Genomic DNA, 18,087 nt, shown 5'->3' with positions numbered 1-18,087 from the left:
GGCATCCGCAAAAAAGGACCAATCGTGAGCGAAGACCGCAAGAAATTTAAGCGTGAGTCGGCCGAAGCCAGACAGCACGCACTGATTCTCGCGACGCTTGATTTGGTGGCTGAGCAGGGCGTCCGTGGCGCCACAGTGCGGGGAATCGCAGACCGCGCAGATGTTACGCAGGGGCTCATCCGTCATTATTTCAACTCTAAGGAGGAGCTGATCGTCGCGGCGTATGAGCACCACATGAACTCGATGACAGATCAGACATTCGCGCCCGCAAACGAAGTCGAAGCCAGCGCCCAAGCCAAGTTGGCAGCTTTCGTGACCGCGTCGTTGACGCCCCCGGTTGTCGACCCCCGTGCTATCGCTCTTTGGGCCAGCTTTTTGAACAAAGTTCAGCAGGACCAGCAAATGAAAGCGACCCACGAACGAACATACGCCTATTTTCGGGACCAGCTTGAAGGGTTAATCGCGGCTTCGCTGAAAGAAGCGAACCGTTCGGCATCGCCTGTCCAATTGCGGCAGCTGGCTATCGCCTGCAACGCGGTCATCGACGGTCTGTGGCTGGAAGGCGGCGCGTTGCCCCATGCCTTTGAGCAGGGTGAACTGGTTGAAATCGGGCTGCAATCCGTTTCCGCCATTATCGATTTGGATCTAACGCAGGAGAGCGAGCCCCTATGAGGTTGACAGCAATTACTGACCGGCTGGCCGGATTGGGTGGTGGCAAGTGGGAAGTACACTTGAAGGCGCGCGCAATGGTTGATGCGGGTGCTGATCTGGTGGAAATGACAATCGGCGAGCCGGACGTGCCAACGCCGCCAGAGCTGTGCGACGCCGCTGCCTTGGCCTTGCAGGCGGGCCGTACCGGCTATTCCAACGGCCGCGGAGAGGCCGGGCTTTGCGCAGCCTTGGCAGAGTCGTACACCAAAAGCCGCGGCCGGCAGTTTTTGCCGGAGAACATTCTTTGTTTTCCCGGCACGCAGACCGCGCTTTATACAGTGATGCAAGGCGTCGCCGAAGCAGGTTCCGAAGTGTTGGTTGGTGACCCGATGTATGCCACATACGAGGGCGTGATCCGCGCATCAGGAGCCGAACCCGTACCGGTGCCGCTCCGCCCAGAAAACGGTTTTCGGTTGCAGGCCGAAGACATCGCCGCGCGCATCACCCCGCGCAGCCGCGCTATACTTCTGACGACTCCGCATAATCCGACAGGCGCGATCCTGACCGCTGAAGATGTACGGAAAATTGGCGAACTTGCGATCAAGCACGACCTCTGGATCATCTCAGACGAAGTGTACGAGCGTCTGGTGTTTGAAGGAGCAGAATTTGTATCTCCGCTTTCGGACCCGGACCTGGCCGATAGGGTCATCGCCGTGTCATCGATTTCCAAATCTCACGCAGCCCCTGGCTTCCGCAGCGGTTGGTGCGTTGGCCCAGCCGCGTTCTGTACTGCGTTGCTACCGGTCTCGGAAACGATGCTGTTTGGCAACCAGCCCTTTATCGCAGACATGACTGAAAAAGCTGTGCGACACGGATCTTCGGTCGCTGCAGGCATGGCGTCTCGTTTTGCGGCTCGCGCCGATGTTCTGGAACGCCGCCTTCACAGTGAAACGCCTCTGACCGTCCATCAACCGGATGCGGGCATGTTTGCGCTGGTCAACGTGTCGGGCATTGGAATGGATGGTGACGCCTATGCCTGGGATCTTTTGGAGCATGGCGTTTCAGTGATGCCCGGCTCTGCCTTTGGTGAAAGCCTCAAGGACTGGGTTCGGGTCGCCCTCACCATCGACGACAGCCAATTCGCGACGGCGCTAGACCGCATCGTCGCCCACGCAAACCTCAGCAAACGGAATGTTGCATGACCAAACAAACAGTGGGCGAGGCACTGGTCGCCGAATTGAAGCAACGGGGCGTATCCTGCGTGTTCGGCATTCCCGGCGTGCACACCGTTGAGCTTTATCGCGGGCTTGCCGCCTCGGGCATTCAGCATGTGACCCCAAGGCACGAGCAAGGCGCAGGTTTTATGGCTGACGGCTATGCGCGTGTTTCAGGCAAGCCGGGCGTTGCCTTTGTCATAACAGGACCCGGCCTGACAAATACGCTGACGCCGATGGCGCAGGCCCGGGCGGATTCCGTTCCGATGCTGGTGGTTTCCGGCGTCAACGAGAAGAGCACACTAAACAAGTTTCTTGGCCACTTGCATGAACTGCCCGACCAACATGCGCTTGCCAAGACCGTTGCGCTGGTGTCCGAACATGTGGACCAGCCCAGTGATCTGAGTGCCGCTTTGGATCGCACATTTGCACCCTATTCCGTTGGACGACCAGGCCCCACCCATATCCAAATCCCGCTGGATGTGGCGGGACTGGTCGCTGAAAGCGCCCTGACGTCAGAAGACTATCCCCATCAGGCATTGGACCGCGACTTAATCCAACAAGCCGCAGACCGGCTGTCAGCCGCGCGAAAAGTCGTCATCTTGGCGGGTGGCGGAGCGAAAACGACCGGAGAAGATCTACAAACTCTGGCAGAGCGTCTCGATGCGCCTGTCGTGCAAACCGTAAATGCGCGCGGTCTGATGCATGGGCACCCACTGACTATTCCCGCTAGTCCGAGTTTAAAATCTGTCCGGACATTGATCGAAGAAGCCGATTGCGTCCTCGCTTTGGGGACCGAGTTGGGCGCTACGGACTATGACATGTATGCCACCGGAGATATGGCCTCTATGTCAGGGCTCATACGAGTGGATATTTGCCCGGATCAATTGACCCGTCACGAAGCCGCAATAGCCATAGAGGGTCGCACCGGTCAGGTTGTTTCGTCCTTGCTGTCGGCATTGCCCGGAAAATCCAACCGACGAGATGGAAAGGATCGCGCTGAAAGAACCCGCGCTGCGGCGTTTGAAGAGATAGGTTCGGACTACCGCGCTCAAGTCGGGATTCTCGCGGCCATGCGCGCCGCAGTCCCGAATGCGCTCATGATCGGAGATTCCACTCAGCCGATTTATGCGGGCAATCTATACTATGATCACGACCGTCCCGGTGGTTGGTTCAATGCGGCCACCGGATACGGGGCTCTTGGCTATGGTATTCCGGCCGCCATCGGTGCCGCGATTGCCGACCCGGAGGCGTCCGTGATTTGCATCGCCGGAGACGGAGGTGCCCAATTCTCACTGCCCGAGATCATGGCCGCAGTGGACCAAAACCTCCACATTACCTTTGTTCTTTGGAACAATCATGGCTATGGCGAAATCGCCACTTCTATGGAGGGCGTGGGCGTCGAAGTGATCGGTTGCGACCCAACCCCACCTGACTTTGCGGCCACTGCTGCCTCGTTTGGCGTCCCCTACAAACGCGTTCGGCAAGATTCAACAGCTGTTACCGCTGCACTGGCAGAAGCCGATGCCCAAAACGGCCCCTCGATTCTGGAAATTGATACTGCCGGGCGCCGCTCGGATCAGGAGTGACTCATGCGAAACCCGACCTTTGAATTTACCCGTGCCATAACGCGCAAGCCTGCCTCGACCATTGCAGACGGCCTGCGTGCCGAGAATATCGGCAATCCCAGCCTAGAGGGTATGCTGGCTGCGAATTCGGCCTATGTCAGCGCGCTGCGGAGCACTGGAGCAGAAGTTATTGAGCTACACCCGCTGGAAGCCTACCCGGACGCCCAGTTCGTCGAGGACACCGCGCTGTGCCTGCCGCAAGGTGCTATCCTGATGCGACCTGGCGCGCCGTCCCGCGTGGGTGAGGTGGCAGAAATTTCGTCGACGATCCGTGCCTGTTACGACGACGTCCGCGAGATCAAAGGCCCGGGCCATGTCGAAGGCGGCGACATCTTGGTGACCGGAAAGGAAATCCTCGTCGGCCGCTCGGATCGAACTGATGCTGCAGGCGTGGCCGAACTGGCAGAAATCGCCAATGAGTGGGACTATGCTTTGCGCGAGGTGTTCACGCCTGAAGGCGTGTTGCATTTCAAGACCGATTGTTCGCTGATGGATGCCGAAACCATCCTTTCAACCAAGCGCCTGGATGCGTCCGGGTGTTTTGAAGGCTACCGGGTTCTGCATGTTGCCGACGGTGAAGAAGCGGCCGCCAATGCAATACGTTTCAACAATCTGGTGCTCATGGCGGCCGGTTTCCCGCGTACTGCAGATGTATTGGACAATGCTGGGTATGAAGTCGTCCAAATCGACAACACCGATTGCGCCAAGTTGGATGGCGGCATGTCATGCCTTTCGCTGAGATTCTGATCGCAAATAAGCTTTCGGGCATAGGGAGAGAGTTCGCTCAGGTCAGAGCACAATGTGCCCGCTTTCCGTTGTAGGGTCAGGACGCAATGAATTCCGCCGGATGACACGATTCACGTTTCGTATAATGAGCGGTGCAAATGTCTGATCTTTTCTGGTTGAGCGACGCACAGATGGCGCGCCTTGAACCTTTCTTTCCAAAGTTGCATGGCAAGCCCGGTGTCGATGATCGACGGGTGTTGAGGGGAGTTGTCTTCCACAATCGCAAAGGTTTGCATTGGCGAGGTGCATTCAGGGAGTAGTGTCCGCAAAAGACGCTATGAAACCGCTGGAAGCGATGAGCGACAAAGGCATCTTTGCACTGATGATGACCGATCGGGATTCTGTTGCGAATTTTTAGTTGTATGACAAAAACGCGCTTTGGCAGCTGGTTTATTCTGACGGCTTACAAGCATAAAATCTAGCGTTTTCATGTGTTTGACGACGACTCGATAGAGGCAAGCCCACGCATCTTTCACATTGCTGTAGGTCTCGTCTATCCACCAGGAGCGATCACACAATCCATTGCGCCTGCGTGCTACTTCGGCAATTGCACTAGCGTATTTTGTTACCCGGTGGTTCAGCGTCGTGTGATCTACCGCGAAGCCATGCTCGGCCATGATCTCTTCAAGATCACGATATGACACACCATATAGAAAGTAGAAGAATACAGCGAACAGGATAACGTCCTTGGGGTATTGCGCGCCTGCAAATTAGATCATGGTCTGACTTTAAACTTGATATTTTCGATAGTTATTCACCCGCTTGGGGCGAGCGCGTCAATTGCCGATAACTTGCAACAGAGCCCTATCCGCTAAGTGAACGGCAACTTTGATAGCTCCGTTTCGATCGACCTATGCCTATCAAAAAACTTTGTCGCTGTCGGGATCTGGACTCTATCAGGAGTTAGCATGAACCTATTCGGAATGCCGGCGCGATGAGCTGCGATCATATCGCTTTCACTGTCTCCCACGAACACGCTCTGCGACAGGCTGAGAGATAAATCTTCCGCAGCCTGTAAGATCATGCCTGGGTTTGGTTTTCGGCAAAAGCAATCACGCTTGTATCGACCTATTCCATGTTCAGGGTGGTGAGGACAGAAGTAAACGGCGTCAATGTTCGCTCCACGCTTGAGAAACACGCTGCGCGTCCACGCCATGTAGCCTTCAAAAACCTCCTCCGAGTAGTACCCGCGCCCAATTCCAGCTTGATTGGTAGCCACAACAACAGCGTAACCCAGGTGGTTCGCACACTTTACAAGTTCGAAAATTCCATCAATGAAATCCGTATCTTCGGCCTTGTGTACATACCCGTGGTTTACGTTAACCACCCCGTCACGATCCAAGAAAAGGGCTGGGCGCGATGAGCCCGTCATGACCTAGACGTTCCCAAATACTGATTTGCTGATCATACGCAAACCTTTTACAAGCTCTCCCAATCCTGCATCCAAAGACACCTCAGGCCTAAATCCCGAAGCTTCAATTTTTTCGTTTGATACAATGTAGTTTCTTTGATCCGGGTCTTTGCCGACTTCCGCTTCGATGAATACAAAGTCAGGCACATGCTTTTTGATACGTTCGCACAATTCCCACTTGGATACATTGGCGTTCGACAGCCCAACATTGAAGATTTCGCCCCTCATCGCATCGAAATTGGCAATTCCGTGTTGGAATACTTGGCTTACATCCCGCACATGAACATAGTTTCGTTTGAAGTGACTTTCAAAAAGAACGATAAATCGGTCGTTTAGCGCACGATATGCAAAATCGTTGACCAAGAGGTCGAGCCGCATCCTCGGCGACATGCCAAAAACAGTCGCAAGCCGGAAACTGATCGCATTTGGATGATCCATAAGGCGTTTTTCGATTTCGACTTTGTCTATCGCATATTTGGAGATCGGCCGCAGCGGACTTTCTTCGGTGCAGTAGTTGTTCTCGTCACCGGTTCCGTAGGCACTGTTGGTCGTCGGCATCAAAATCCGCTGATCTTTTGATGCCAGTTGGAGCATCAAGTTGATCGCGTCGACGTTGACACTTTGGGCGCCAATTGGATCACGTTTGCACAGAGGGGCCCCCACATAAGCTGCCAATGGAATGATTACGTCGGCCTTTTTAATCAATGGAGCGACTGTCTCTTCAAGACGGATATCGCCCTTGACGATGTCAAAATCAGGATAACGGCATGCGTGATTTAGGCTGGATTGCCCAAACATGAAATTGTCCAGAACAGTCACTTTGTGGCCTTTTGCCAGAAGCTCTGGCACCAAGGTCGAACCAATGTACCCGGCACCGCCGGTAACTAGGATATTGTGTGTCACAGTTAGTTTCCCTTATCTCGTCTCTATGGCCCAAAGAGCTCTTGTTCAACGCATTGGCACAAGGAATGAGCAAGAACAATATGCATCTCCTGAATGCGTGCAGTATCACGGCTCGGCACGATTAATGAGTGGTCCGCCAAATCTTTTGCGACGCCACCGTCACCTCCCAAAAACGCGATAGTGGCAATGCCGTTCTCACGCGCCGCCTTCAGAGCTTGGATGATGTTTGGGGATGTACCCGATGTCGTTATGGCCAGAAAAACATCATTTTTTTGCGCCTTGCCGAGCAATTGGCGCGCAAACAATTGTTCAAACCCGTAGTCATTCCCAATGGCAGTCAGAATAGAGCTGTCTGTAGTCATCGCTTCTGCCGGAAGTGGTGCCCGGTCCCGAGCAAGTTTACTGACAAACTCAGCCGCCAGATGCTGTGCATCTGCGGCTGAACCACCGTTCCCAGCTATGTACAGGCGTCCGCCCGCCTTGTATCGCGCCACAAGGACATTCGCGGCGGCCTCAAAATCGGCAAGTTGGCCAAGGTCCGCGACGTACGCAGTTTTAACTTCTGCCGAGGCCGTTGCATTCGTCTTTAGGATGTCTGAATAGCTCATAGTTTTCTGGTCTCGCCCTTCGACAAGAGCCAATATACTCCTGCACTCAAGTTTTCGCGGATTGGATGCCTAGTGATCATCTGACACGTCCGGTAGGAACGTCTGAGCATACTCAAAATCCTGTGGTACGCCGATATCGATGAATCTGCCTTTTTGTTCGAGCCCGAATAGTCGAGCCTTGTTCTGTAAAAGGCTCGGAAATATCTCGGACTCCAGAGAAACTGGTCGCGTAACCGGAAAGAAGGGTTCCAAAGCCGCGGTTTCGAATAAATAAACGCCACCGTTTACAAGAAAACTGGTATGCTTTGGGGCGCTTCCGAACGCAGATATCCGATCGCCTTCACCCAACTCGATCGCCATGTAGCGCGCTGAATCATCCGAACGAAAAACAGAAAATGTGACTGAAGCATTGTTTTGCTCGTGCACATCTTCAAGCTTAGGCAGATCGACGTCAAAATATGTATCGCCATTGAGCAGCAGAAACCGCTGCTGATCTTGAGGTGCACTCAGTAGAACTCCTCCGCCGGTACCCATCAAACTTGGTTCGACATTGTAGGTGATTTCCGCACCTTCAAATTGCGAGCCATAGCGTTCCTGGATCATTTCGTGTTTGTAGCCGACGGACAAAACAAAGTGATCGATACCTTTTAGTCGCCAATGGTTCAGCAGTCGGTCAAGAAACGGCTGGCCGCGAATGGGCGCAAGTGGCTTTGGAACGCCTGGCACGGCGGAACGCAATCGCGTGCCAAGCCCTCCTGCCAAAACAACTGCTGTGCGAACAGGCATCAGTTTACTGCATTCAATACATCACAAATCTGGTCTACCTCTGCGACGCTCAGATCCGGGAAGTTCCCAATATAGAAGCCAAAGAAGTGAACATGTTCTACTTCAGGATAATCCCGATAGTCACCGATATCCAAGTTCTGAAGATAAGGCTGACGCATTTGGTTTCCGCCGCCGGCACTGCCACGACGGAACTCGATGCCTGCATTTCGCATGGCTTCCATCAAACGTCCGGCCAGGTCCATATCCGCCTGTTTCAATACCAGATTGAACGCATAGTTGGAGGAACCTTCCACAGCGAAATCAGTTCGGTAGAGGTTTGGATCAATGCGCTCCAGAAAGTGCAGAAAATTCTCGGTTCTGCGCGCATTGTTCGCATCCAACCGCTTCAGCTGCGAGCGCCCCAAAATGCCGCCCAACTCATTGTTGCGAGCATTGTAAGCCGGAACGGCGAAAATGAAGTCAGGGTTGAGTTCCGGATTGTCAGCTACGTATCGCGCTTTCATGTCTGGATCTGTCAGTTCGCGGACCATCCCGTGGGAGCGGAACATCCTTGCAGCCTGATATGTCTCGGGATCGTTGGTGCACACCATTCCGCCTTCGATCGTGCTCATGTGATGTGCATAATAAAAGGAAAAATTGGACATCCACCCAAAAGAGCCGAGAAGCTGTCCGTTGTGTCGTGCCCCGTGGCTTTCACAAACATCTTCGATCAACGGAACTCCGCGTGCTTCCAACTCTTGCAGAACGGTGTCATCCAATCCGCTGAAACCTTGGCAATGAGTCACGAATACTGCGCGGGTCTCATCAGTTATTTTGTCCAGTGTCTGCTTTGGATCCATTGAAAGGGTTCGTGGATCGATATCCACGAAAACGGGTTTGAACCCATGAGCCAATACGGCCGAAACATCTGAAACCCAGGTTAGAGGCGGCAATAGCACCTCGCCGCCCTCAGGGTGGCGCTGCTTCAGAATTGCCAGGCTGATCATGTTTGCCGAAGACCCGGAGTTCACAAAGACTGAGTATTTGACGCCTAGCCACTCCGACCACTCTTTTTCGAACTCCCGGCAGTTTTCCCCATTGGTCAGAATGGGATCATCTCCCTTAAGGTGCTCAATGACCGCATCCAGATCTTCGCGGGAGAAATTGTTGCGCATCAGTGGGAATTTCATGTTTTTCTCTCTCGATATGTGCAGTTTTCTGGATCGGCAGGTCGTATTAGCAGGCCGTCAAAAAGCCGTTTATCTGGTTGAGGACGGCGTGTTCACCTATACCGACCTCTTCATGCAATTCTTGACGCGTGCCAAGCTCAAATCTGTAGCCGCCGGTAACGCCTAGATTGAGATGTGGTTTGCCAGGTAAATTCTCGCGCAGGATTTCGGCCACCAACGCGTCTAAACCGCCACGCGCGCGAAAGCCTTCTTCAAGTGTGGCGACGCTTTTTGCAGGCTCTAGGATTTCCTTCAACGCCGACACGTCCAGGCCAGAAAAATCGACCAGATCGATCAAGCCCACGGACCGCCCTTTCTCTCTTAGGTTTTGCGCCACCTTTTGGGCCGTGTGGACCATATATCCGGTTGCAACCAAAACGATGTCGGTGCCTTCCCCCAGGACCCTGAACCCTTTAGTTGGATCATAGGGTCTTTCCGCATCCACGACTGGCAGAACCTGCGCATCCAGCCGTAGGTATTTTATCCCGTTTCCTTGAATACATCGATCAAACAAAGCGGCAGAACTTGTGTGATCCGCAGGGGATAAAACCTGCATGTTCGGCATCGCCCGCATGACGGTCAGGTCTTCATAGCATTGGTGAGTAGGACCAGACACTACGTAACTATAGCCTGCACCCACACCGATTAGATTGACGTTCATGGGCCTGACTTCACTCAGCAGTGCAAGGCTGACACGTACCTGTTCCAGGCAGCGCATGGTGATGAAAGGTGCAATTGCGTAAGAAAACACCTTGAACCCTTCTAGCGCGAGCCCTGCCGTAACATTGATAAGGTTCTGTTCAGCGACACCAACATTCATAAAGCGTGTTGGATGGTCAGCTCGGATCTTGTCTAGAACTGGTGAGCCAAAATCTGCAGTTACAAAGTAGATGTCATCTTGCGTGCCCATGGCTTGCCAGATGCGTTCGAGCAGTGCATCCCGCATAGCCCTCGGTTTCTCGGTCATTTTGCTTTTCCCAGAAGAGAGTCAACCGTTTCAGGCTTTGGGTTTAGAATATGGCTGAGGGGTTCACCCTCCAGCCCCGGTACTCCGCGTCCCTTAATCGTGTGCGCTATGAGCGCTTTGGGTTTGCCCGATTTTTGCGACTTCTTTTTGATAAGTGCTTTGCGAAGGGCGATCACATCATGCCCATCAACTTCATCAACATCGAAATCGAACGCAGAAAGCCTTGGGTTCAAGTTTGCCATGGACAAGATGTTGTCGGTGAAATCCAACATTGAGGTGGCATTGTTGTCGACAATCAGCGTCAGGTTGTCCAAGCCATGTTGCGATGCAAGCATGATCGCTTCCCAGTTGGCGCCTTCGTGAAGTTCCCCGTCTCCGCACACTACAAACACGTCCCGCTGGACAGCCTTGCTTTTTAGTGCCAACGCCATTCCGGTCGCCACACCCAGCCCATGTCCCAAAGAACCGTTCATGGTTTCGTATCCCGGGATAACCGGATCCGGGATTCCGCCCAAAATTCCACCAGCCCGACAAACGCGATCAAGCTCATCCTTAGGAAAGAAGCCCAGATCTGCCAGAATCGGATACATGCAGATCGAACCATGGCCTTTTGAAATCACGCACCGATCACGCTCCGGGTGAAGTGGCTCGTCAGGAGCAAACCGCAATACACCCCCATAGTAGAGAGCGACAAAGATCTCGATAGAAGACAGGGACGATGCAAGGCGTACCTCAGGAGCGCCCCGAAACACTCCCAGGGTCTCTCGCCACACCCAATCAGCTTTGTCCACAAGGGCATTGTCACCTAAGGATAGACTGTTTGCCATAAGGTCTCCTGTCCGTCAAAAGCCTTTGGGTTGATAAACCACGACTTTGCTGCCGGTGTTGTCGAAACGGAATTGCACGGGCACAAAGTCTCGTAGGCGATCTTTAATTGCCGCGTGGTGTTGCGGTTGAGCGAAGACCAGTAAAAAACCTCCGCCGCCTGCACCAAGGATTTTACCTCCGATCGCACCAGCATCGTGAGCGGCTTCCATCGCGGTATCGATATCCTCGGTAGATACTCTGTCCGACAACTCGCGCTTCAACAGCCAGCTATCATGCAACAAGTTCCCGAATTCCTCTATTGGAGTCGAGTCTGATGCGAGTATTTGGATGGCCTCATCAACCATTTCGCGCATGCGGAACAAACTGTCCTGCTTCTTTTTGAGGTTCGCAATCTTAGACTTTGCGATGTCGGCAGCAATTCGAGACTTGCCTGTGTAAAACAAGATCAAATGATCATTCAGGCTTGCCAAACGCTCTGGCGGAGCGATCAAGGGTGCGACTGTCAGGCTGTCATCCCGGTGAAACTCGATCTTGTTGAAGCCCCCAAAAGCAGCTGTTGTCTGATCCTGAGCCCCCACTGCTTCCTTAATGACGTTTTGCTCTACATGAATCGCACTTTCAGCCAGTTCTTGTTTGGAACTGTACCGACCTTCCAAAGCACGCAGGGCGTGTATCAAACCAACTGTAAACGAAGAACTGGAGCCCAGCCCGGACCGCGCCGGCAAGTCACCGTCATGGTGTATTTCGAGTCCTTCGTTAACCCCTGCCCATGCCAAAACTTCGCGTACTGCAGGATGCGCAATTTCGCTGATTTCCCGCACGTTTTCGATGGCCGAGTAAACGATCCGAAATCGGTGGTCAAAAAAGGGAGGCAAATGACGGCAAGAGATGTAACAGTACTTGTCAATCGCAGTTGCAAGAACCGCACCGCCGTGCTCGCGGTACCAAGCGGGATAGTCCGTGCCTCCTCCGAAAAAGGAAATTCTAAAAGGCGTGCGCGTGATGATCATTTAGTCCCCCAAAAGCTTACGTTTCAGGCGCACTTTGGACATTTCCTCGACGTTCTGACGCTCCTGCTTGCCAAAACTCTCTTCGACTAACGCGAGGTACTTGGGATTGGTGAAATAGGTCTGCCATGCCTCGTCCCGAAACCGCAGCACATCTGCAGAAGACAAGGTCTTTGTCGGCAGAGGCTTCGATTCGTACGATAGAAATGCAAACTCTTCCGCAGTTGTCGGAAGATCTTCACCACGTTTAACTGCATTAGTATACATAGGCGATCCTGGCAGTGCCTGACAGGGGTACATGTTTGCCATTTCTGTATTCAGCTCGAGCGCTAGATCCAGCGTCTGCTGCATAGTTTCAAGCGTATCGTCTGGAAAACCGAATATGTAGTTTGAGATTATCTTGATGTCCGCTTCGCGCACGGTATCACATATCTCTCGAATGTTTACATCTCGGAAGCTACCTTTTGAAACCTCCTGCCGGACATCCTGATTTCCAGCTTCAATGCCAAGCGCCAGCCAATTGATTCCCGCTTTCTTGAACAAAGCGAGCTGGTCTTCGCGGACAGTATCGACCCGTGAGTAGGCCCACATATTCAGGTCGAGACCTCGGTCGATGATCCCTTCCAGCAAAGGTTTGTAGTACTTGCGATTCAGGAAAAACATCTCATCGCTGATGCGTAGAGTCTGAACTCCCATTTCCGCCAGTTTTTCCATTTCCTGCAGAACCCAATCCGGGCTCCAGAACCGCATTCCCTTGCTGTCGGCTGCGCTGATAAAATCATCGTTGTTGTTGCGGTTGACAATGTTGATCATGCAAAAATCGCAAGCAAACTGGCATCCCAAAGATGTGTAGATCGCGGCAAAGGGTGTGCGTTTTGCATGGTCGAAATCAGCATGCCAAAAATGGGCGCGGTACAGATCCAACGGCTTTTTGTCATACGGCAAAAGATCCCAGGCATAGCCTGGCAAGTCGCTGTCCATAAGGGCGAGCGGAACCACACGCTGTGGGGTATTCAAAACCAAGTTCGCTTCGCCGCCGGGACCACGTTCCTTGTATCCAATGCCCTTGATCGTCGCCAAATCGCTGGACAAGTTGCTGTCAGACAATTCGTGCAACGCATACACACCTTCGTTCAGCAGAACGATATCGACACAATCCTTGGCCAGAACCTCTTTTGGGAGCGCTGACACGTGCGAACCCACAAAACAGATTTTTGTGTCAATTGCTGCCTCTCGTACCGCATCGGCCAGCGCGTAGGCACCGATCATTCCTGTAGTCCCGGAGTTGGGATTTTGCCCATAAACAACCATTACGACCAGGCGCGCTTTGCTGTCTGCGATGCGTTGAGTGGCAGCGTCGATATCCAGACGCTCTGCGTCAACATCAAGAATACCGACATCTTTCCCGCGGGACCGGCATGATTGAGCTAGTAGCAAAGCCCAGGTCGGGGGTTCAATCGCAGCGAAAGTTCTTGCGAGATCCTGATACGCCTTGGCTGCGGAGCTTGGGTTTACAAAAAGAACGTCCATTGAAGCTACCTGCCGAATTTGTTTCCACTTACTGGCATGAATTAGAATTTCGATTCAATCGAAAACCGAAGTCTTTGCAGCTTCTTGCCAAAGTTCTCTTTAATGACATTGACGGCCCACGAAAAAGCGACTGAACATATTGTGGGCACAGTGATGATTTCACTTTCTGGCGCGACATTGTGCATACGGCGGCGGAACGACTTCACCTCACTTACCACAAGTCCAAAGTGTCGGGTTCTGTACTTGGACAGCCTGCCAAGTAATGACGCCAATTGATATGACTTAGGCAAAAGTAACTCGTTTTCTCGCCTTTTTGCATGTGCCAGCTTCTCTGTTATTTCGCGCATTTGCTCAGAGTCCTCAAACTTGGCGCAAGCCAGCTGCAAACGCAAAGCATGCTCTTGGCGTAGGTTTTCGTTGGCTTGGTACTTTCTGATCAATGCTACCAGTTCTTGGGTTGTCCTGAACATCGGCACCTCACCATCCGGAAACAGCAATTCCAGTGCAGGTGTATACTCGGACACACACAGTGTTCCGCATAATCCAGCTTCTATCACGCGGCCCTTGAACTGTAACAAATACGGTGCACCGCTTTGGTCAACGGGTGAGCCTGACTTTGCAAAGTTTAGGACGATTTTTGAACGCCCGATCAGCTTAGTCAGATCCTCGTAGCTCAGAAACCCATCTTCGCGGGACGTCATGTCCACATGCAGATCTGCTTTGACCAGAGCATCGACAAAGGATTGGCGATCTGCCTTCGTGATATGCCCAAAATGAAATAGGTTATAGTTGCGGTCCAATTGACGATCGAAAAGCAACGTCTTGCTCGCCTCCAACGCCAAAAAACAGCTTGGGATGTCGCGCTCTAGGTATTTTAGAACAGAAATGGGATCTGAACTAAGTACAAAGTCGCATGCTGAAGCGGTAACCCGATTGAAATCGTGCTGAACAAGGTCGTCAAACGTAACCATGACTCGAAGGCGTGCTGCTGTTGCGCTTTCGCGTATCAACGAGGCGTCAACGGCTCGGTCGAAGTCAACGTCAAAAAAAACGATCTCGCAGTTGTGTTCACGAATGCTTCGCTGAATTTCATCACCGACCTTATTTGTTCCTCCCGCCTTGAAGAGAGGGTGCGTTTCCAGAAAGTGCGTGTCGTAAGAGACATTCAACTTCCGAATGAAATGGTCGTGACGGATCCCTTGGGCGGATGCGACCAAAAGAATTGACGGTTTCTTGGCCATATGCGCTCCCGCTGGATGCAATTTAGACACTGCGTTCAGCCAATAGATTTAATGGCCCAACACGCGTTGTAAGCCAAGCGCGTATCATCTTTTTGGGCTTTGTTGTCAACCTGAGGCGTTGTCGCGCCCGTTGTTTGAAAAGTTGTGAAGTGCGAATCCGACTGAGTATTGATTTGAGTTGTTTCTGACTGTAGAGCCAGCAGTGTTTCACAGCAAAAGGTATCGCAATGACCAAGGTTTTTGTTGCCGGTCATCGGGGGATGGTTGGCTCTGCGATCGTCCGAAAATTGCAGACAACCGGAGAGTGTGAGCTTGTCACTCGAAACCGCGATCAGTTGGACTTGACGGACCAATCAGCTGTTCGTGCGTTCATGCAAAAAGAGCGTCCGGACCATGTTATTCTGGCTGCTGCAAAGGTAGGCGGGATACATGCGAACAACACATATCCTGCCAACTTTATCTACGAAAACCTGATGATTGAATGCAACATTATACATCAAGCATTTGATGCAGGAGTACAGCGTTTGTTGCAGCTGGGATCAAGTTGCATCTATCCCCGCCTTGCCGACCAGCCTATGTCAGAAGAGGCACTGCTGACCGGTACTCTGGAGCCTACCAACGAGCCTTATGCTGTTGCAAAAATTGCCGGAATTAAACTTTGTGAGAGTTTCAACAGGCAATATGGCGTGGACTACCGCTCTGTAATGCCGACCAACCTTTACGGACCAGGTGACAATTTTCACCTTGAGAACAGCCACGTACTGCCCGCCTTGATCCGCCGCTTTCACGAGGCAAAAATGCACGGGGCTGAACGTGTTGCCATTTGGGGTAGCGGTCGTCCCAAACGCGAGTTTTTGCACGTGGATGATATGGCAGACGCAAGTTTATTTGTTCTGAACTTAGATGCTGCAAAATATAAAGCCAACACTTCTCCGATGCTAAGCCATGTGAACGTTGGTTGTGGTGAGGACATCAGCATTTTGGACGTAGCTAAACTCGTTGCTGAAGTAGTTGGATTTGACGGCCAAATCGATACAGATCCGACAAAACCCGACGGTGCCCCTAGAAAATTGCTCAACGTCCAAAGACTGAAGGCGATGGGTTGGGAAGCGCAGATCTCGCTCGAAGACGGTCTGCAGGATGTCTATTCGTGGTTCCTCAAGCATCATGTGAATTCGACTGAAAAGGACTGACCCATAGACAGCGAGTGCTCTGCCCGGCCGCCGATCCGTGGATCTGCCATCGGGGCGAAGACGTTGTGAAAGGGTCTTTGGGCGGATCGGCTATCAGAGGGCGATCAGAGTCTGCAACGGCAGCGAATTTTCTCTCGCGAATTCGATCTTGAAGCCTATAATAACGGGTTCTGTTGCGAAGTTTCTTGCTGAGTGCGAGTAGGTTCTGTTGAAGTCTTGTGACCCTTGACCTTCGTAGCGTTAGCGCCTGTGTGGCGACCGGCTAAATCCACTTGAAAGTCATTCACCCGCAGCATCTGACCTCGTCAACGGCCAAGAGTTTGCGACAGATCCTGAAATACTAGGCGTCGGTACACTAGGATCAACTTTTAGGCGCGGGGGTCAAGGATCGATAGTCCCAAAAGTGACTGCATCCCCCAAGGTGAAATGGAAGGACCTTCCGGGTGAACCCGCGATGAACGCGAGTTGCATACCAGCTAGTTGCGTTGTCGAAATCCAGCAAAAGTTCGATATTCAACTAAGACCGGAAGTTCGATCAGTGAACCTTCGCCAACTGCACCAAATTCAGGGTGATAGCGGGGTGTTGGATGCCGTGTTTGCTCCAGCTAGAGCAACTGCAGGTCTCCTTATGCTTGCGCTACTATCGCAACGCTGCAATTTTTCGATCTAATCCGAAACCTTGACTTATCTTGCCCTCAGACAGCGGAACTTCGCAATTCTGATGCAATCGCGCAAAATTTGTTCGTGCGAAAGTTGTTCACAACTCTTCCCTAATTTATTTTAGAACCAATACATCTTCCAGTCACCACTCGGCGCCTTCTTGAGAACATCTTGAACGCAGCTTAACATCCTAACCAACAATATGTTTGAACAAATTTGATCATTAAGGGTGGGAATACATGCTGTTTGGGTCAAGGCGCTTTAACGTGTTGCTTGTTTTATTTGTTTTTCTTGTGTCGATAGCGCTTTTATTGCGGCGTCTGATTTATTTGACCAAAGCTGGTGGTGGCGAGTTTCAGCACGCGGATTGGTTGGTGAACTTTTCAAGTGGTATCGTTCGACGGGGCATTTCGGGTGAGTTCTTTCTGAAACTTTCCGAACTGTCGAATGTAAGTCCCTTGGTGTTGGTAAGCCTGGTACAAGCGGCTTTGACAGTTCTGACAATTGTGGTCCTTTTCTGCAAAGGTCTTTCACTAAAAATGCCGGATGTGGTTGTGATCCTTTTGGTCAGCCCGGCACTCGTTTTATTCTGGGTCAACGATACTACGTCTGCGTATCGCAAAGAGCTGCTTGGTTTAGCGGCGTTCCTTCCATTGCTATTTGACAGAAGTAGCGGCTTTATCGGAACTATGACCGCCTTAACTCTTTATGGCGTATCTGTTTTTTTTCATGAAGGAAATTTAGTCTTGGCTCCGGGCTTGAGCGTCGCGTTTTATTTGCGTCATGGAAAACAAGCGTCGCTTGGTCCGATTGCATGCCTATGCTTAATCTCGCTGATTGCAGCCGTGTTCTCCACAATTTATGTCAGCGTTCCGGATACCGACGCTATGTGCTCGCGTCTGTTGGCCGCCGGGCTGTCGGACCGGTTGTGCGGCGGGATATTTCCATGGCTTGTAGACGGATTTGGAGGTACGACTTCGGCTGTCAAGATCATAGTGCTGGATCGTGTGAATGTTCCTGTCGTAGTGTTGATGACTATACTTTTGATGTTGCCTTGTTTGTGGGCAGCAACCCGGGCGTTACGTGGCGGCTTTGAATGGAGTCTGTTTCTGTTAAGTGCTTGCACTCCATTTCTGCTTTATCCGATCGCCACTGACTGGAGCCGTTGGTTGTCGATGCAGGTATTTGTAATGACCTTTTTACTTTTGATCCTTGCAGAGACCCGGGATGGCCTGAAACTTCCAATGCACAAGTTGCCCTATGCTTTGGTTTTGTGTTTTTGCTTATTGATCGGGATCAACCAGATCGCACCTGAACCAATTGAAGGCTTTGCCTTTAATTTCGTTCATGCCCTGTTGGTTGTACTGTGATGGGGATTTGCGTTGAAATACGGGTTGCAGCGGTAGTTACTTTTTTGTGGACTTAGCGTTGGACTTCGTGACGGCCTAACGATGTCTACGCAATCT

At 52.1% G+C, this 18,087-nt stretch carries 17 protein-coding genes and 1 pseudogene; 7 read left to right on the top strand and 11 right to left on the bottom strand.

Going from position 1 to position 18,087, the window contains the following annotated elements:
- The first annotated feature begins 24 nt into the window (after window positions 1–24).
- The 5 genes and pseudogenes from ACR0IP_RS14300 to ACR0IP_RS14280 all read left to right on the top strand — a co-directional run.
- On the top strand, window positions 25–672 hold the full coding sequence (locus tag ACR0IP_RS14300) for a TetR/AcrR family transcriptional regulator (protein WP_425085477.1): 648 nt from the start codon (window positions 25–27) through the stop codon (window positions 670–672).
- On the top strand, window positions 669–1,853 hold the full coding sequence (locus ACR0IP_RS14295) for a pyridoxal phosphate-dependent aminotransferase (protein WP_480526275.1): 1,185 nt from the start codon (window positions 669–671) through the stop codon (window positions 1,851–1,853). Before ACR0IP_RS14300 ends, ACR0IP_RS14295 begins: the two co-directional genes overlap by 4 nt.
- A complete protein-coding gene (locus tag ACR0IP_RS14290) occupies window positions 1,850–3,454 on the top strand; it encodes a 5-guanidino-2-oxopentanoate decarboxylase (RefSeq protein ID WP_480526273.1) in 1,605 nt (534 codons plus the stop codon). Before ACR0IP_RS14295 ends, ACR0IP_RS14290 begins: the two co-directional genes overlap by 4 nt.
- A gap of 3 nt (window positions 3,455–3,457) precedes the next feature.
- The gene (locus ACR0IP_RS14285; protein WP_480526271.1) at window positions 3,458–4,240 is read left to right on the top strand and encodes an arginine deiminase family protein; all 783 of its coding nucleotides are present in this window, start codon (window positions 3,458–3,460) and stop codon (window positions 4,238–4,240) included.
- A gap of 137 nt (window positions 4,241–4,377) precedes the next feature.
- Window positions 4,378–4,557: pseudogene (locus ACR0IP_RS14280) on the top strand (transposase); the annotation flags it as partial.
- Here ACR0IP_RS14280 and ACR0IP_RS14275 read toward each other — a convergent pair.
- The 11 genes from ACR0IP_RS14275 to ACR0IP_RS14225 form a co-directional block, all read right to left on the bottom strand.
- The gene (locus ACR0IP_RS14275; protein ID WP_480526442.1) at window positions 4,555–4,959 is read right to left on the bottom strand and encodes a DDE-type integrase/transposase/recombinase; all 405 of its coding nucleotides are present in this window, start codon (window positions 4,957–4,959) and stop codon (window positions 4,555–4,557) included. The pseudogene ACR0IP_RS14280 and the gene ACR0IP_RS14275 overlap by 3 nt on opposite strands.
- A 131-nt stretch (window positions 4,960–5,090) precedes the next feature.
- Window positions 5,091–5,651 (bottom strand): D-glycero-alpha-D-manno-heptose-1,7-bisphosphate 7-phosphatase, encoded by a 561-nt coding sequence (locus ACR0IP_RS14270; protein ID WP_480526269.1) that lies wholly within the window; start codon window positions 5,649–5,651, stop codon window positions 5,091–5,093.
- Between the two features lie 3 nt (window positions 5,652–5,654).
- Window positions 5,655–6,593, bottom strand: coding sequence for an NAD-dependent epimerase/dehydratase family protein (locus tag ACR0IP_RS14265; RefSeq protein ID WP_480526267.1), 939 nt, complete (start codon window positions 6,591–6,593; stop codon window positions 5,655–5,657).
- A 23-nt stretch (window positions 6,594–6,616) separates the two neighbouring features.
- The gene (locus ACR0IP_RS14260; protein ID WP_170380303.1) at window positions 6,617–7,201 is read right to left on the bottom strand and encodes a D-sedoheptulose 7-phosphate isomerase; all 585 of its coding nucleotides are present in this window, start codon (window positions 7,199–7,201) and stop codon (window positions 6,617–6,619) included.
- Window positions 7,202–7,270: 69 nt separating this feature from the next.
- A complete protein-coding gene (locus ACR0IP_RS14255) occupies window positions 7,271–7,987 on the bottom strand; it encodes a sugar phosphate nucleotidyltransferase (RefSeq protein WP_480526265.1) in 717 nt (238 codons plus the stop codon).
- The gene (locus tag ACR0IP_RS14250; protein ID WP_480526264.1) at window positions 7,987–9,156 is read right to left on the bottom strand and encodes a DegT/DnrJ/EryC1/StrS family aminotransferase; all 1,170 of its coding nucleotides are present in this window, start codon (window positions 9,154–9,156) and stop codon (window positions 7,987–7,989) included. Before ACR0IP_RS14250 ends, ACR0IP_RS14255 begins: the two co-directional genes overlap by 1 nt.
- 46 nt (window positions 9,157–9,202) lie before the next feature.
- Window positions 9,203–10,162, bottom strand: coding sequence for a transketolase family protein (locus ACR0IP_RS14245; protein WP_480526262.1), 960 nt, complete (start codon window positions 10,160–10,162; stop codon window positions 9,203–9,205).
- Window positions 10,159–10,989 carry a transketolase gene (locus ACR0IP_RS14240; RefSeq protein ID WP_480526260.1) on the bottom strand — a complete coding sequence of 277 codons (831 nt, stop codon included), beginning with the start codon at window positions 10,987–10,989 and terminating at the stop codon, window positions 10,159–10,161. The genes ACR0IP_RS14245 and ACR0IP_RS14240 overlap by 4 nt, the downstream gene beginning before the upstream one ends.
- 15 nt (window positions 10,990–11,004) lie before the next feature.
- On the bottom strand, window positions 11,005–12,000 hold the full coding sequence (locus ACR0IP_RS14235; RefSeq protein WP_170692589.1) for a GHMP family kinase ATP-binding protein: 996 nt from the start codon (window positions 11,998–12,000) through the stop codon (window positions 11,005–11,007).
- Entirely contained in the window at window positions 12,001–13,527 is a 1,527-nt protein-coding gene (locus ACR0IP_RS14230) for a B12-binding domain-containing radical SAM protein (protein WP_480526258.1), read from the bottom strand. It lies immediately after the preceding gene.
- A 41-nt stretch (window positions 13,528–13,568) separates the two neighbouring features.
- Complete coding sequence (locus ACR0IP_RS14225) at window positions 13,569–14,768, bottom strand: glycosyltransferase family protein (protein ID WP_480526256.1); 1,200 nt, start codon at window positions 14,766–14,768, stop codon at window positions 13,569–13,571.
- 227 nt (window positions 14,769–14,995) lie between these two features.
- Here ACR0IP_RS14225 and fcl point away from each other — a divergent pair, with 227 nt between their 5' ends.
- Window positions 14,996–15,961, top strand: a complete 966-nt coding sequence (gene fcl / locus ACR0IP_RS14220; RefSeq protein ID WP_480526254.1) for a GDP-L-fucose synthase — start codon at window positions 14,996–14,998, stop codon at window positions 15,959–15,961.
- Window positions 15,962–16,860: 899 nt separating this feature from the next.
- Window positions 16,861–17,991, top strand: coding sequence for a hypothetical protein (locus ACR0IP_RS14215; protein ID WP_480526252.1), 1,131 nt, complete (start codon window positions 16,861–16,863; stop codon window positions 17,989–17,991).
- The last annotated feature ends 96 nt before the right edge of the window (window positions 17,992–18,087 follow it).

The sequence above is a fragment of the Ruegeria sp. AL11 genome, assembly GCF_056540865.1.
This window is presented reverse-complemented; position numbering and strand designations above follow the sequence as displayed.